The organism is Cytophagales bacterium, from assembly GCA_019456305.1.
GTDB lineage: Bacteria > Bacteroidota > Bacteroidia > Cytophagales > VRUD01 > VRUD01.
Genome location: VRUD01000053.1, coordinates 16,410 through 31,481, shown reverse-complemented (window position 1 = coordinate 31,481; position 15,072 = coordinate 16,410). Strand labels below are relative to the sequence as shown.

Sequence of the window (15,072 nt, the reverse complement as noted above, 5' to 3'; positions counted from 1 at the left end):
TGGGTAGGTGGTGAACCCGCTTACATGCTCATGGTAAACGTGGCGCTTGCCGGATTGTTTCTTCCGTTGCATAACTTAGCAGTGAGCAAATTAGAACAACGGCTATTTAAAACAAGAAAGAAGATTGCCACGAAGGCACAAAGACACTAAGAAACACAAAGGTAATTTTAACCACAGATTACACAGATTGCACAGATTTTTTAAATAAACTTTGTGCCTGCGCACCGAAGTGCTTCGGCACACAGGTGTGGAACTTAGTGCCTTTGTGGCAAGAAAAAAAACTTTGTGTAACTTAGTGTCTTCGTGTCTTTGTGGCAAGAAAATATAACAAAAATGGCCATTCTCAATTCCATATTCACCTGGATAATGAAAAAGCGCATCCATCAGATTGAGCTTTTCATGAAATACCCGCATGAAGTTCAGCAAGAGTTGATCAAAAATCTTATTAGTACCGCAAAGGATACAGAATGGGGCAGAAAATATGATTATGCCGGTATAAAATCTATTGACACGTTCAAGGAGCGTGTTCCTATTTCTTCCTATGAAGTCTTTTTTCCCTGTATTGAAAGAATAATGAAGGGCGAACAAAATGTTCTCTGGCCATCTGATATTAAATGGTTTGCCAAATCATCAGGTACAACCAATAACAGGAGTAAATTTATTCCTGTGTCCGAGGAAGCATTGGAGGAATGTCATTACAAAGGCGGTAAGGATATGCTCTCAATTTATATAAACAATTTCCCTGAGACAGCGCTTTTTTCCGGCAAAGGGTTGGCAATGGGAGGGTCTCACCAGGAGAACGAGTTCAACCCGGGAACCTTTTATGGTGATGTATCTGCCGTGATCATGCAAAACCTGCCGCTATGGGCGCAGTTTATTCGCACGCCAAATCTAAAAATTGCCCTGATGGATAAATGGGAAGAAAAAATGGAAAAAATAGCAAAAACCACCATCAATAAAAAAGTTACCAGCCTGGCTGGTGTACCTACATGGACGGTAGTGTTGCTGAGAAAAATACTTGAATTGACCGGCAAAAAACATATTCATGAAGTTTGGCCTGACCTGGAATTGTTTACCCATGGTGCTGTTTCATTTACACCTTACAAGGAGCTGTTTAAAGTATTGATCCCATCAGAGAAAATGAATTACCTGGAGATATATAGTGCGTCTGAAGGATTTTTTTCCATCCAGGACAGGCTGGATTCAGATGAAATGCTGCTGATGCTGGATTATGGTATTTTCTATGAATTCATTCCTATTGATGAATTGGACAAAGAACATCCCAAAACATTGAATCTTGATGAAGTGGAATTAGATAAAAATTATGCGTTGGTGATCTCCACCAATGCCGGATTATGGCGCTATTTGATAGGAGATACCATAAAGTTTACTTCATTATCACCATACCGGATCAAGGTATCGGGCCGTACCAAACATTTTATCAATGCATTTGGTGAGGAGGTCATCATAGATAATGCTGAAGTTGCCATTACCAAAGCTTGTGAAGAAACCGGTGCGGTGCTCAACGATTATACTGCTGCGCCAATTTATTTTAGAAGCCCCCCCCTAACTCCAAGCCCCCCTAAATCCCCCCAAAGGGGGGACTTCCCAACCCCACTTCCCAAAGGAAAAGGGGATAGCAAAAGCGATGGAAAAGTCCCCCCTTTGGGGGGGACGATGTCCAGTGGACATCGGGCCAGCATTGCGGGAGGTAGGGGGGCTGGAGGAGGCGGCCACGAATGGCTCATAGAATTTGAAAAAGAGCCCCATGATCTCAACGAGTTTGCCATAATCCTTGACAATACGCTAAAGGAAGTAAATTCAGACTACGAAGCCAAGCGATACAAAGACATGGCGTTGCAAATGCCGGTAATTCACAAGCTTCCTGCAGGCACTTTTTATAAATGGATGAAAAAGAGAGGCAAATTGGGCGGACAGAATAAAGTACCTAGGTTGTCTAATACGAGGGAATATGTGGATGATATTTTAGCCCAGATTTAAAAAGCGGGAGTAATGGACAAAAGTTGGCGCTTAAAAACTCCTGTAATTATTAACTAATAAAAAGCACCAACTTTTGTCTATTAGACCAAAAAGCGCATGGCACAGAGCGCATGGCGTTCTTTTGTAGAGACGTTGCATGCAACGTCTCTACAAAAGAACGCCATGCGCCCTGCGCTTATTTCTTCAACAAGCTTTCAATCTTTTCTCCCAACTCTTCTTTATGCAGGTTTTTTGCTACGATCACTCCTTTTTCGTCAAGCAGGAATGTAGCGGGAGTTTTAAATATTTTATAGAGCCTGGCTGCAGCATTTTGCCTGCCTTTCAGGTCTGATACGTTAATCCAGGTGAGTTTTTGTTTTTTAATGGCTTTTTCCCACATCACTTTCCGGTTGTCTAATGACACACCAAATACCGTAAAGCCTTTATCTTTGAATTTTTGATATATTTTTACAATTTCTGGATTTGATTTTCTACATGGTGCGCACCATGATGCCCAAAAGTCAAGCAATACCACTTTGCCCCTGGTAGAGGATAGCGAAACCATCTTTCCATCCAGATCAGGCAGTGTTATTTCAGGCGCCACTTCTCCAACTTCAGGTTGTCCTTTAGGTAGTGAGGCTAATACTTTTTTAGCGATAGCAGACTTGGGATATTCGCTGCAGTATGTTTTGGCAAGCTTTCTTGCGTAATCTTCCTCAACATTTCTATAGATATTCACCAGGCCTGAATAAATAGCTTCCCTGCTTTTACTCCCCCCCTTTGCCAGGTTTAAAATATTGTCCGTTTCATCTTTCCATTTTTCCTTCTCAATAAATTGTACTAAATAAACATCCACTTTTTGCTGCAGCATATCTCCTCTTAACAGCTCCTCGTCAGTGAGATCGATATTTGTAAAAAAAATCTCTTTTGTGGTATTGTCTGGGGTATAAAGGAAAGCGCCTGTTTTTGACATGAATAATCCATCATCATTTTTTGAAAGGGTCAGAAAAAATTGATTTAACATTTCGTTTAGTGAATCCAGTTGCTTATCCAGGATTTTCATACGACTTTTGTATAATTCAGGCTTATTCAGCTTAAATATATTCAGCTTATCTACCTGCTGGTTTATTTTTTTAAGTTCTGAATTGTAATTATCAAAATGCGTTTGATATTGCTCGTACAGTGGATATTCTTTTGAACCCGTAATGTTTATAGAATTACTTATATCTTTTACATCTGCCCGAATACTCATATTTTCTTGCCCTATGATCAGCTTAAATGAAAGCTTATCACTCACTCCCAGCCTGTAAAAACCCCTTGGCAGCCTGTTTTTGTATTTGAATAAGAATTTGCCTTCCTTTAAAGCGGTTGAATCATATTTCAGGAACTCACTGCCCAGATATTGATACAAATAAACGTATTGATATTCAGAAGCATTAGATAATTCTCCTTTTATTTTTATGCCTTTTGAAAAAGCGCTAAAAGCATTTATAAATAATAATGCAGCCAGAATGTGATATTTCATGTGTAAATAATTTGTTTCATTGTGAAGTGCGCAAAAATAATAAATTAAATACCTATTTTTTAATAACGTTGAGTTGATTCCTCAACCCTTTATATTTTTTCAGGTCAAGCTCTACGGATCCTACAAACATATCGGCTTCTATTTTAACAGGAATTTTGTTTTTATCATCAGAGAGCCATATCCTTATGGAACCACCTTGTTCAAAAAGATCGTTTTCAGGCATCACAGGTATTAGTTTAATAGCGCCAAATTTGCCAAGCCTGTTTTTTACTTTACCTTTTCCCATATACCTTACTTTGAAATTATAGGTCTCATTCTCTAAAAACGCATTCAGGGCGATCGTATCTCCAATATTGAATTTATCAAAATCCAGGGTTCTTAAATAATAGTAAGCGCTGATTATATCCTGAATATTTTCAGGAACATTGTACTGTTTACTTTCTTCATCTTTTTCTACAACTTCAACCGTATGATTTTTCTGATCAAAATATACAGTTTCGTTTAACCTGTATCTGCCTTCTTCAATATTTCTAAAAGATTGATGCGGGATCATGGAGGCAGTATCAATATAGCTTATCCAGGTATCCCTGATCCTGAGGAAAAGGTCAAAAGCACCGATAGTTTTTCCATAAACCTTAACCTTGTAACAAACCCTGTCATTTATTTTATAAAGTTTTTGACTTATTTCTACTTTACCTACCCCTGCATTAAAAAAACCATAATGACATCTGAATTCAAACACTTCTCCTTTGTTGAAACTATCGTTCTTAACATGCCTGTATGTATTATCCGCAGATAGCAGTACAGGAAAAAAACATAAAAGTAATTTACTATACATGAACTAAACCATAAAACTAATAAACCAAAACCAGTAACTAACCAACTAAAACTATTAACTAATAAACTAATAACTAAATTTGTTTTTCAAATACTCTAAATAAGTCTTCATATCTGAATCAAACTTTTTACTGTACTCTTCTTCAAATATGTTTCGTTTTTCATTATAACGTTTGATAGACATAAAGAATGTATTATTTGGAAGATCTTCATTAAATAATTGTTCATAAATATACGAATTAAATGATATTGTATCTATATTTTGAACTATTTGTTTGATTAATCTTGTCTTTAAATGACGAAGTACGGATGATCCCGATACTCGGGATACTTCGTCATTCGTACTTCGTACTTCATATGACGAATAAAGACTGTCTAATTTAATTGCGCCATCTAATATATGTGAGATGATTTTTTTTCTGTCAGCCTGGTTATTGTTATACTCGTGATATTGCCTGGAATCTTTGCCGTATTTCGACTTCAGAAACAGCAACGCACCTTTATCCCCCACAAAATTTGCCAGGTTTTCATTAAATTCCACATCATTTTTAATATACAACGTGGCATGGGTAAGCTCGTGTATGATGATACTGGCAAGCTCTCCTTCAGATTTCAGCAGCATATTGCTCAGGATCGGGTCTTTAAACCAGCCCAAAGTTGACCAACCTTCTGCTTCTCTAACATCAGTGTCATATCCTTCTTTTTTTAATTTTTCTTCTTCGCCCAATGCTTTTTCATGATCAAAAAAACCTTTATAAGAAAAACTGCCCAATAGCGGGAATTGCCACTCGTATGGTTTCAGCTTGTATGGTGGGCATGCGGTTAAAACCCATAATACCGGTTTGCCTTTTTGGTCAAAAACCGTTGTATAATTTTCAGAATCATTAATACCCAGCGAATCAATGGCATAAGCTCTCACCTGCTCAACTATTTGTAACCTAACTTTTAAAGAATCAGGAAATGAGCCATCTTTGGTTGCTTCAGCTACAGGAATTGCCTTATACAAAATTTTGAATTGTCCGTACCCCATCCACAGTGCATAGCTGATAAGCTCATATTGCCAGATGGTTAACGCAAGCAATATTATTAGCGCTGAAAAGATTATTTTTTTAAAGTGTTGCATATCTTATTAGGCACTTAAAAAAGCAAACTAAAGATAATTTTTAAGATAATATTTGGTTAATAAGCGGAATTTTCCAAAAATATTGATGTTTTCCGGTAAGCGGTTTTAATTCAAATTGTAATATTTGGATTAATATAGTTGAGTCCACTCTAAAAAGTGTTTTTGGTTCTCGCAAAGGCGCAAAGAGCGCAAAGTTTTTTTATTTTTTTCTTTGCGAGCTTTGCGGCTTTGCGAGAAACATTTACTTTTACCCCGTTTTATCATACTCCCAAAGTTAATTATTACCGCAATGAATATTTTATTATCTTCAGTTAAAATAATTGACCCTCGTTCTACATTTCATAATCAAAAACACCATGTTTTTATCAGCAATGGAATTATTAAAAATATAGGTCCCCCGGGGAAGGGAGACAAGAAGGAATATAAGGTTGACAAAGTTATTGATTCCATGAATCTGGTACTTTCACCAGGCTGGTTTGATATGAGAGTATCGTTGCGCGACCCAGGTTTTGAGCACAAAGAAGATATGGTATCGGGGTGCCTGGCTGCTGCTTATGGCGGTTTTACAGAAATTGCCTGCCTGCCCAATACCAATCCTGTTATTCAAACGAAAGATGTTGTTGCAAATATAAAAAACAGATGTGCAGATAATTTAGTTGAGGTTTATCCCATAGCTGGCGTATCAGTTGATAACAAAGGTTTGGAATTGACCGAAATGATAGACCTGCATCATGCAGGGGCTGTCGCATTTTCTGATGGTGAAAGACCGGTATGGCACACTGATGTTTTGGTGAGGGCGCTGCAGTACATGCGTTTGTTTGACGGTGTGCTGATCAACCATGCTGAAGATATGCAATTGACACAATCCGGGAGTATGAATGAAGGAAAAATGAACACAATGCTCGGATTGAAAGGCATGCCCAAAATTGCAGAGGAGCTAATGATTGCAAGAGACTTGAAATTATTGGAATACACAGAAAGCAAAATACATTTTTCTCACATATCCACCGCTGGCTCTGTAAACCTGATAAAAAGGGCTAAAGCCAAAGGGCTTCGTATTACCTGCGACATTGCTGCACATCAAATTGCCTTTGACGACACAGCTTTATCCACCTTCGATACGAATTTTAAAGTAAATCCGCCATTTAGAAATAAAGAAGATATCAGAGCGTTGTGGAAGGGTTTGGCAGATGGTACGATTGATGCCATCGTTTCAGACCACAGCCCGCAGGACGAAGAAAGTAAAAAGTTGGAATTTGACCTGGCAGAATTTGGCATTATTGGCCTGGAAACCGCTTTTGCAGTTATAAATACCTACAACAGAAATTTAAACCTGGAACACTTAATAGAAAAATTGACATACAATCCCCGTAAAATATTAGGCATTGAAATACCCAAAATTGAACCGGGCCAGGTAGCTAACCTGACACTATTTGACCCTGACAAAGAATGGACTTTGACAGAAGAAAATATCAAATCTAAATCAAAGAACTCACCCTTTATTGGGAAAAAGTTGAAGGGAAAAGTTGTGGCGGTATTTAATAAGAGAAAGACAATAATTAATAATGATTAAAAAAGATGATAAAACCATAAAATCAAGCCAAAACTTTGAAATTCCGATACATGAAATTAATAAAAAGATCATTGATTTTTGGCCTATATGGCGGTTTGGCAATCATCCTTTGCTTTCTTATCCTGTATTTTTATCAATATGATCCATTGGATAAAAAGTTATTTTTTTTTAAATACATTATTTTAGTATTTTGTATACTTGCAGGAATAAAAATTTATAGGGATAAATGGAATAATAAAAAATTACATCTTTGGGAAGGGTTGCTTTGCGGCTTAATGATTAACTTAACCATTGCACTATTTTCAGCAATTTTCGTTTATTTGTTCTTAACTTTTATTGATGTTGAAGTTCTGGGCAGGCACATTGATGAAATTGTACAATGGGCAGAATCCAACAAACACCTAAAGCCCGGCACGATGAGTGAAGATAGTTTCAAGGAATTAATATCAAAAACAAAAGGAACAACTATCTTTGATATTGCTTTAGACGATTTTGAAATGTATTTTGTTGGAATATTTTTTATCTTTATTACAGCAGTTTTGTTGAGAAAATGAATAACGAATTTAAAGATTTCGTTCTCAAATACGGGTTGATCGTAGGCCTGTTACAGGTTATAATTGTATTATTTTCTTATTTGATGGGAATTGAATACATGGTTAGCTATTGGCTGGCATTTTTTAATATTATAATTGTAGTTGGGGCTGTGATTTATTGCGGGGTATTGTGGAAACGAATGAATAAAGGTTACTTAGACTTTAAATATTCTTTTTTAACTATATTTTTGGTTTATGCAATAGCATCGCTAATCGTGGTGGTATTCAATATAGCATTATATAATGTTGATCCTGATTTGCCAGATCAAATCAAGGAAGCTGCAGTGGAAAAAGTGGTCACAATGATGGAAAAAGTGGGTGCACCCGAAGAGTCAATAGACGAAGCAATAGATGGTATTGAAAATAGCGATTCATACAGTATTTCATCTTTTATGACAGGCTATATTTGGTCTTTATTGTGGGGCGTTATTATCGCGTTGATTGGAGGGGCAGTTATTAAGAAAAGCAGGCAGTAGGCAGTTGACAGTAGACAAATGACTATAATAAGTAAATTCCAATACTAAGAAGTGAATATCTCAATTATCATTCCCCTTTATAATGAAGAAGACTCTTTACCAGAATTATATGACTGGATAGTTCGTATTATGCAGGCCCATAATTTTTCTTATGAGATTGTTTTTGTGGATGATGGGAGTAATGATAATTCATGGAAGAAAATCGAAGGCTTCTGCAAAAATAATAAATTCATCAAGGGTATTAAGTTCAGGAGAAATTATGGGAAATCAGCAGCTCTGAACTGCGGCTTTGAAGTTAGCGAGGGTGACGTAGTGATCACTATGGATGCAGACCTGCAGGATAGCCCTGATGAGATCCCCGGTTTGTATAAGATGATCAGGGACGATAGCTACGATTTGGTTTCAGGGTGGAAGAAGAAGAGGCATGACCCGCTCACTAAAACCATTCCCAGCAAATTTTTTAACTGGACAACGAGAAAAATGTCGGGCGTTAAACTTCACGATTTTAATTGCGGCCTGAAAGCATATAGAAAAGAGGTGATAAAGAGTATTGATATTTACGGAGAAATACATAGATATATTCCGGTAATCGCCAAATGGAGTGGATTTACCCGCATTGGTGAAAAGGTGGTTCAACACCAGGCAAGGAAATATGGCGTTACCAAATTCGGTATTGAAAGGTTTATGTTTGGTTTCTTAGACTTGTTATCCATCACTTTTGTATCAAAATTCAGAAAAAGACCTATGCACTTTTTTGGTACCATAGGAGCTTTATCATTTCTAATCGGTTTAATGATCACACTGTGGATAATTGGCGAAAAATTTTATAGAATTCATTATGGTTTAATAGCAAGAGATATAGTAGACCAACCACTGTTTTTCCTGGCATTACTCTCAATGATCATTGGAACTTTATTGTTTATTGCAGGTTTCTTAGCTGAAATGATCAACATTTCTACACATAAAAAAGGCGGGTATCTGATTAACGAAAAAATTGGGTTGGAATTAGAAGAAATGCCTAAAATGCCTAAAATTAAAAATAACTAAAATTTTTTATCATTTTAGGCATTTCACATTTTAAACATTGAGTCCACTCTAAAAAGTGTTTTTGGTTCTCGCAAAGGCGCAAAGAGCGCAAAGTTATATACTTAACTAATTGATATTCAATCCTTTGCGAACTTTGCGTCTTTGCGAGAAAAGATTTCTTTTCAATTTTTTACTTTTTAGAGTGGACTCAACATTAGATCATGTATAAGAGAGTAACAGAAATAATCAATCAATCCATTGAAGTAAAACGCCTGCTTTTAAATGATAAGGCCCTACTAAATATTATTATAAAAGTAACAGAGCAGATAGTAAATGCTTTAGTGCAAGACAAAAAGGCGCTGTTTTGCGGTAATGGGGGCAGCGCTGCTGATGCACAACATATAGCATCTGAACTTTCGGGCAGATTTTATTTAGACAGACAGCCGCTCTTTGCAGAAGCTTTACACGTTAATACTTCATATCTCACAGCAGTTGCAAATGACTATGGTTATGATGAAATTTATTCCCGCCTCATAAAAGCCAAAGGTAGAAAAGGGGATATCCTGGTAGGTATCTCCACTTCAGGTAATTCCGGGAACATTGTCAATGCTATACAAACTGCCAATGACCTGGGCTTGATCACTGTCGGACTTACAGGAACCACAGGAGGCGAGTTGAAGGATAGCTGCCAATACCTGATCAATATCCCTTCAAACGATACCCCCCGGATACAGGAAGCGCATATTTTGGTGGGGCATATAATTTGTGAGTTGGTGGAGAAGGCTATGATGGAAGATTAGTGATTAGTGAGATTAATCCACCACGATAAATCGTGGTGCTAATCTTATATTATCAAAGGTTAATTCTGCCTCTGGTGTCCATTTAATATTTAGAGCCATTTTTTATATTTCTTCATTTGTATAACCCTTTTGCAAACGAAATCAACTTATCAAAACAAAAGTCATATGTTGGTGCAGAGCGTCCCGAGTACTCATGATGCGCTAAAAACATCGTGATCATTCCAAGCTTTTCCCCCATTTCCATATCCCGCTGAGAATCACCAACCATTATAGCTCTTTTGAAATCAATACCGGGGAAATCTTTTTTTGCCTGTAAAGCCAGGCCGGTACTGGGTTTTCTGCAATTACAATGATCTTCATCCAGGTGAGGACAATAGTATACCTTATCAATGCTGCCCCCGGCAGATTTTATCTTTTCAAGCATCAGGGCATGTATCTTTTCCAGGTTCTCTTTTGTCATGAGCTTTAGGCCGATACCTCTTTGGTTGGTGACAATTATTATTTTCCCAAAGCGTTTAGATAATAAATGAATAGACTCCAATACATCAGGCAGGAATTCAAATTGTTCCCACCTTCTCACATAATCTTTATCTATCTTTTTATTGATCACTCCGTCTCTGTCTAAAAATAATGTCCAGGATCGGTCGAACTGGTGTTTTTGTAAATTTTGATAAGATGAATCAGCCATTAATTTCTTTTTTTCCATATTTGAGGATCACGGCTTGTGTGTAATATAGCTACAACAACAATTCTGTTATCTTCAATTATTATAAGCTTGTGGTTCATAATTGCTTTTCTATCCTGGCTTTTACTTCTCCCCAGCTTGAACCAGATCTTGGGTCAGCTTTATGGCTGGCTAATCTTTCATCTAAGATTTTTTTATGTTCATCGCTTAATTCAAATTCTTCATTGTTATATTCCCTTACCATTGCATAGATCATTTTTACCAACCTTTCATCACCTTGATCAATGGTTTGGTGCAATTCTTCTCTTATCTTAGTTGTACTCATAATTTTTGAGCTTTAGTTCTTACAAATTTAACGCTTTTTTCTATTTTTGGTTTCACTTAGGTAAAAAACAACTCCAAATTCAACCATGCAACCATGTGCTATGTGCCATGTGCTTTCGTACATACATAAACCTTCTCCCCCTCCACCAAACCATACCTTTTTATCAGATCCATGCCCAGCCCTTTCGCAAAATCATCTACCTTCACACTAAATCCTTCATTTTCCAGTCTTTCCTTATAATCAAGCCCGTACATTCTCAGGTGGTCTGCCTGCCAGTATGCTTTTTCCCTTTCTTTAGGTGTAGTGATAGCAGGATCCTCGTATGTTTTTTCCAGTTTTGTATTTATAAAGGGCTGCATGATTGCCCAACCATCAGGTTTTAAAACCCTGCAAAGCTCCCGCATCGCTTTTTTATCATCATCTACGTGCTCCAGCACATGATTACAAAATATTACATCAAAAGTATTTTCTTCAAAAGGTATGTCATGGATATCCATTTTTATTTTTGCCCATGGAGATTCCAGGTCTGCCGTGATATAATCAATCGTTGATATTGCTTCAAATCTTTTAATAAAGCAGCGCTCAGGCGCTATGTGTAAAACAGCCCTCCTAAGGGGATGGAAAAAGTTAGTTCTCTTTTCTAAATAAAGCCACATCAGCCGGTGCCTTTCGAGCGATAAACAATGAGGGCATAACGCATTTTCTCTTGGTTTGACCCTTCCATAAGGTAAAAATTTTCTAAAACGACTTTTGCAAACAGGACACTCAACCTTATTACCAATAAAAAAGGGTGCAACGACCTTTACAGCAATATAGCCAAAGAGCTGTAGGTAGCTTCTGGGAATTTTTCTTAGAACATAACTAATAATGAATTTCATCGTTTCGGAATTTAGTTGCTAATTTTGCTAAAATTATTTTTTTTCTTAAATTTGTAAATTATGAGCAAAGATGACATTTTATTTTTAAAATGTGAGTTGGTGGAAGTTCAATAAAATTATAGGTATATGCGTTTAGGTCGCACAAGATTTATATTTTCGAATATGTATGAGTGACTAACCACGCCATTTATGGCGTGGACATTAAAGAATAAAACTGACAGGGCTTTAGCCCAATTATGCTAAAAACGGGCTAAAGCCCAGGGTTTGTATAGTTTGATTATCTCCGCCATAAATGGCGGAGTTAGTCAGCCATAAATAGACACGATCTTCAATTTGCTTATAAAAAGAATGGTAGAGAATGAGTTAAAGCACATAAAATCAATAACTTAAAGGTGATACCTAAACGCCTATACCTATAAAATTAATTAAACAATGGCATCATCAACCCATAACATCTCCAATCAACCCCTGACTTTTGAAAAAATAGATGAAATAATTACCAACAATTATAAATTAAAATTATCCGACCAGGCTTCCGGCCGGATTGTAAAATGCCGGAAGTATCTGGAAAATAAGATTGTTACTTCATCGGAAGCGATCTACGGTATTAACACGGGTTTTGGGGCGCTTCAAAAAAAGAATATTTCACATGATGATTTAAATAAGCTCCAGATAAACCTGGTGCAATCCCATGCCTGTGGGGTAGGAGAGGAGATACCCGGGGAAATCGTCAAACTAATGCTATTGTTTAAGATACAGTCTCTTTCTTACGGCCATTCAGGAATACTGTTAAAAACTGTGGAGCGGCTCATTGATTTTTATAATCATGAAATTTATCCTGTAATATATGAATTTGGCTCATTAGGCGCTTCCGGTGACCTGGCTCCACTTGCTCATTTAGCCTTGCCCCTTATAGGATTGGGTGAAGTTAATTATAAAAACAAGAAATACACCGGGTTGCAAATACATGAAAAGCTGGGCTGGCAGCCATTACATTTTCAGGAAAAAGAAGGCCTTGCCCTTGTAAACGGCACACAATTTATGATCGCTTATGGTGTATGTTGCCTGTTGAGATCATTTCGTCTTTCAGATACAGCAGACACCATTGGTGCATTATCCATAGATGCTTTTGATTGTAGCATCAGCCCGTTGCATGAATTGATCCACAAGATAAGGCCGCATAACGGGCAGGTAAAAACGGCAGAAAGATGCAGAAAGTTATTGAAAGGAAGTGAGATAACAAAAAGACCCAAAAAGCAGGTACAAGACCCCTATTCATTCAGATGTATTCCGCAGGTACATGGAGCCAGTAAAGACACTATTGAATTCGTAAAAAATATCTTTTTAACTGAAATAAACGCAGTAACTGACAATCCGAATATTTTCCCTGAAGAAGGTTTAATTATTTCCGGTGGAAATTTCCATGGACAGCCTTTAGCTTTAGCCCTGGATTTTTTGTGTATAGCATTGGCAGAATTGGGTAGTATTTCAGAACGCAGAACCTACCAGCTCGTTTCGGGTTCACGGGGACTACCTGAATTTCTTGTTGCCAATCCGGGACTCAATTCCGGCTTGATGATGCCCCAATATACCGCTGCTTCAATCGTCAGCCAGACCAAACAATTATGTACACCGGCTTCCGTTGATTCTATAGTTACCTCCAACGGGCAGGAAGACCACGTGAGCATGGGCGCCAATGCCGCAACAAAGTGTTACAAAGTGGTTCATAATCTTGAGAAAATACTTGCTATCGAACTTTTGAGCGCCTCACAGGCGTTGGAATTCAGAAGACCGCTTAAAACTTCTCCGGAGCTTGAGCAAATAGTCAAAAATTTTAGAAAAAATGTTCCCTTTATTGAAAATGACAGAGTTTTACACTATGATATAGTTAAATCGGTTGATTTTATTAGTCTATTAAAAGAGCCTGATCGTTAACTTTTTAACGATAGGGCATCTCTAAAAACTACACCATACATTCCCCTCTATTAAGAGGGGCAAGGGGTGTGTTTTAAAAAATATGTAGTTTTTAGAGATGCCCGATAATAGTTTGATAACTTAAAGATACTTTATTTGGATAATAATTTCAAATTTTTTCTTATTTTTTTTGCATTATAAAATTAATACAATTAGCTTTACACCAATATTTTTAACTTGCGAAATTTAGGTATTATCAACTCAAAAAAAATCAGCTATGAAGTATTTAAGCAATCAAGAAAAGTTATTTGTATGTGTAGTGGCAATAGGATTTTGCTGTTTGTACACGAATGTTTTTGCACAAGGACCGCCTTCTACAAAATTTGTAGAGGTGAACGGCACGAACCAGCTTAAACATAATGATACATTATTGGTAGGAGGGCATATTAATGTAAAGAATTTATCTGGTGGAAAAAAACCAGGAGATATGCTGGTGGCAGTAGATACTGACGGCAATATGAAAAAAATACCTTTTCCGCCTGAAAAAGTATTTCCCGGACAAGGCGGTAATCCGAATGCAGGAACTTGTGTGGCGGGGCCCATCTGGCAAAATACGGGGAATGATATTTACAAATGTCCGACAACGGGGAATGTGGCTATAGGAAATACAGATGCACAAAAAAAATTGCATATTACGACTAAGCATTTCACTGGTTTTATTTCTTGTGATACCTCCGTAAAACCGCCACAATGTTTATCACATCAGGGAATGAGATTAGAAGATATATTATTTGATGGTCTTACCGGTACCCAAGTTTCTTCTGAATGGGATATTGAACCAATAGCAACACTTGCACTCCGTAAATTGCGTATAAGAACCAAGGGTAAAACAATAATGACTTTATTAGAAAATGGAAAGGTAAATATTGGAGAACAAACCATTAAATCCGGCTCCCATCAAAATGGGAAATTCTTTGTGGATGGAAAAATTGTAGCCAAAGATGTAGTAACCACGCAAGTAAGTTGGGCTGATGATGAGCTAAAAAAAGACCTGACATTAGAAGAAGATCTGGTGGAAGAAGAAAAATTTAAAGACAAAAACGGACACCTTAAAGGTGTAAAATCAGGTAAGATCATTGAAAAAGAGGGAATAAACCTTGCCGAAATGGATGCCACACAAATGAGGCTTATAGAAAGAGTTTTTCTTTATTTGTTCAAATTTAATAAAGTTGTTCAGGAATTAAAGCGGGAAAATAAAGAATTAAAAGAGGAATTGAAAAAGAAAGATCGGGAGTTTGAAAAACGTATCTCAGCCTTGGAGAAAAAACTAAAATAAC

14 protein-coding genes and 1 pseudogene are annotated in these 15,072 nt (G+C 37.0%); 9 read left to right on the top strand and 6 right to left on the bottom strand.

Translation table 11 applies throughout. The annotated features are described in order from the left end of the window. The first annotated feature begins 333 nt into the window (after positions 1-333). Together FVQ77_11815 and FVQ77_11810 are read left to right on the top strand one after the other, a co-directional pair. Positions 334-1,557 (top strand): annotated as a pseudogene (locus tag FVQ77_11815) (GH3 auxin-responsive promoter family protein). A gap of 120 nt (positions 1,558-1,677) precedes the next feature. Then, complete coding sequence (locus tag FVQ77_11810; protein ID MBW8050999.1) at positions 1,678-2,001, top strand: GH3 auxin-responsive promoter family protein; 324 nt, start codon at positions 1,678-1,680, stop codon at positions 1,999-2,001. Between the two features lie 175 nt (positions 2,002-2,176). On the opposite strand, the gene FVQ77_11805 is transcribed toward FVQ77_11810, so the two are convergent. The 3 genes from FVQ77_11805 to FVQ77_11795 all read right to left on the bottom strand — a co-directional run bounded on the left by FVQ77_11805 (position 2,177) and on the right by FVQ77_11795 (position 5,465). After that, positions 2,177-3,505, bottom strand: a complete 1,329-nt coding sequence (locus FVQ77_11805; protein ID MBW8050998.1) for a redoxin domain-containing protein — start codon at positions 3,503-3,505, stop codon at positions 2,177-2,179. Between the two features lie 52 nt (positions 3,506-3,557). Beyond that, on the bottom strand, positions 3,558-4,343 hold the full coding sequence (locus FVQ77_11800; GenBank protein ID MBW8050997.1) for a DUF3108 domain-containing protein: 786 nt from the start codon (positions 4,341-4,343) through the stop codon (positions 3,558-3,560). Between the two features lie 66 nt (positions 4,344-4,409). Next, entirely contained in the window at positions 4,410-5,465 is a 1,056-nt protein-coding gene (locus FVQ77_11795; protein MBW8050996.1) for an aminopeptidase, read from the bottom strand. Between the two features lie 289 nt (positions 5,466-5,754). On the opposite strand from FVQ77_11795, the gene FVQ77_11790 reads away from it, so the two are divergent. The 5 genes from FVQ77_11790 (at position 5,755) to FVQ77_11770 (ending at position 9,933) form a co-directional block, all read left to right on the top strand. Continuing rightward, positions 5,755-7,038 carry a dihydroorotase gene (locus tag FVQ77_11790; protein MBW8050995.1) on the top strand — a complete coding sequence of 428 codons (1,284 nt, stop codon included), beginning with the start codon at positions 5,755-5,757 and terminating at the stop codon, positions 7,036-7,038. Between the two features lie 50 nt (positions 7,039-7,088). Next, positions 7,089-7,592, top strand: coding sequence for a DUF4199 domain-containing protein (locus FVQ77_11785; protein ID MBW8050994.1), 504 nt, complete (start codon positions 7,089-7,091; stop codon positions 7,590-7,592). Further along, the gene (locus FVQ77_11780) at positions 7,589-8,107 is read left to right on the top strand and encodes a DUF4199 domain-containing protein (GenBank protein MBW8050993.1); all 519 of its coding nucleotides are present in this window, start codon (positions 7,589-7,591) and stop codon (positions 8,105-8,107) included. Before FVQ77_11785 ends, FVQ77_11780 begins: the two co-directional genes overlap by 4 nt. Positions 8,108-8,158: 51 nt before the next feature. Then, positions 8,159-9,154 carry a glycosyltransferase gene (locus FVQ77_11775; protein MBW8050992.1) on the top strand — a complete coding sequence of 332 codons (996 nt, stop codon included), beginning with the start codon at positions 8,159-8,161 and terminating at the stop codon, positions 9,152-9,154. 200 nt (positions 9,155-9,354) lie between these two features. Continuing rightward, positions 9,355-9,933, top strand: coding sequence for an SIS domain-containing protein (locus tag FVQ77_11770; GenBank protein ID MBW8050991.1), 579 nt, complete (start codon positions 9,355-9,357; stop codon positions 9,931-9,933). Between the two features lie 112 nt (positions 9,934-10,045). Here FVQ77_11770 and FVQ77_11765 read toward each other — a convergent pair whose 3' ends face one another. The 3 genes from FVQ77_11765 to FVQ77_11755 form a co-directional block, all read right to left on the bottom strand. Beyond that, complete coding sequence (locus FVQ77_11765; protein MBW8050990.1) at positions 10,046-10,621, bottom strand: HAD family hydrolase; 576 nt, start codon at positions 10,619-10,621, stop codon at positions 10,046-10,048. Between the two features lie 94 nt (positions 10,622-10,715). Beyond that, positions 10,716-10,943, bottom strand: a complete 228-nt coding sequence (locus tag FVQ77_11760; GenBank protein ID MBW8050989.1) for a hypothetical protein — start codon at positions 10,941-10,943, stop codon at positions 10,716-10,718. 98 nt (positions 10,944-11,041) lie between these two features. After that, positions 11,042-11,821, bottom strand: coding sequence for a class I SAM-dependent methyltransferase (locus FVQ77_11755; protein ID MBW8050988.1), 780 nt, complete (start codon positions 11,819-11,821; stop codon positions 11,042-11,044). Positions 11,822-12,253: 432 nt separating this feature from the next. Here FVQ77_11755 and hutH point away from each other — a divergent pair, with 432 nt between their 5' ends. Together hutH and FVQ77_11745 are read left to right on the top strand one after the other, a co-directional pair. Beyond that, the gene (gene hutH / locus FVQ77_11750; GenBank protein MBW8050987.1) at positions 12,254-13,756 is read left to right on the top strand and encodes a histidine ammonia-lyase; all 1,503 of its coding nucleotides are present in this window, start codon (positions 12,254-12,256) and stop codon (positions 13,754-13,756) included. Positions 13,757-14,012: 256 nt separating this feature from the next. Continuing rightward, entirely contained in the window at positions 14,013-15,071 is a 1,059-nt protein-coding gene (locus tag FVQ77_11745; protein MBW8050986.1) for a hypothetical protein, read from the top strand. The last annotated feature ends 1 nt before the right edge of the window (position 15,072 follow it).

Excerpts from the sequence above, each read along its gene's own strand:
- FVQ77_11805 (MBW8050998.1), bottom strand. The coding sequence starts at position 3,505 with ATGAAATATCACATTCTGGCTGCATTATTATTTATAAATGCTTTTAGC.
- FVQ77_11780 (MBW8050993.1), top strand. The coding sequence starts at position 7,589 with ATGAATAACGAATTTAAAGATTTCGTTCTCAAATACGGGTTGATCGTA.
- FVQ77_11760 (MBW8050989.1), bottom strand. The coding sequence starts at position 10,943 with ATGAGTACAACTAAGATAAGAGAAGAATTGCACCAAACCATTGATCAA.
- FVQ77_11810 (MBW8050999.1), top strand. The coding sequence starts at position 1,678 with ATGTCCAGTGGACATCGGGCCAGCATTGCGGGAGGTAGGGGGGCTGGA.
- FVQ77_11765 (MBW8050990.1), bottom strand. The coding sequence starts at position 10,621 with ATGGCTGATTCATCTTATCAAAATTTACAAAAACACCAGTTCGACCGA.
- hutH (MBW8050987.1), top strand. The coding sequence starts at position 12,254 with ATGGCATCATCAACCCATAACATCTCCAATCAACCCCTGACTTTTGAA.
- FVQ77_11785 (MBW8050994.1), top strand. The coding sequence starts at position 7,089 with ATGAAATTAATAAAAAGATCATTGATTTTTGGCCTATATGGCGGTTTG.
- FVQ77_11755 (MBW8050988.1), bottom strand. The coding sequence starts at position 11,821 with ATGAAATTCATTATTAGTTATGTTCTAAGAAAAATTCCCAGAAGCTAC.
- FVQ77_11745 (MBW8050986.1), top strand. The coding sequence starts at position 14,013 with ATGAAGTATTTAAGCAATCAAGAAAAGTTATTTGTATGTGTAGTGGCA.
- FVQ77_11795 (MBW8050996.1), bottom strand. The coding sequence starts at position 5,465 with ATGCAACACTTTAAAAAAATAATCTTTTCAGCGCTAATAATATTGCTT.
- FVQ77_11770 (MBW8050991.1), top strand. The coding sequence starts at position 9,355 with ATGTATAAGAGAGTAACAGAAATAATCAATCAATCCATTGAAGTAAAA.
- FVQ77_11790 (MBW8050995.1), top strand. The coding sequence starts at position 5,755 with ATGAATATTTTATTATCTTCAGTTAAAATAATTGACCCTCGTTCTACA.
- FVQ77_11800 (MBW8050997.1), bottom strand. The coding sequence starts at position 4,343 with ATGTATAGTAAATTACTTTTATGTTTTTTTCCTGTACTGCTATCTGCG.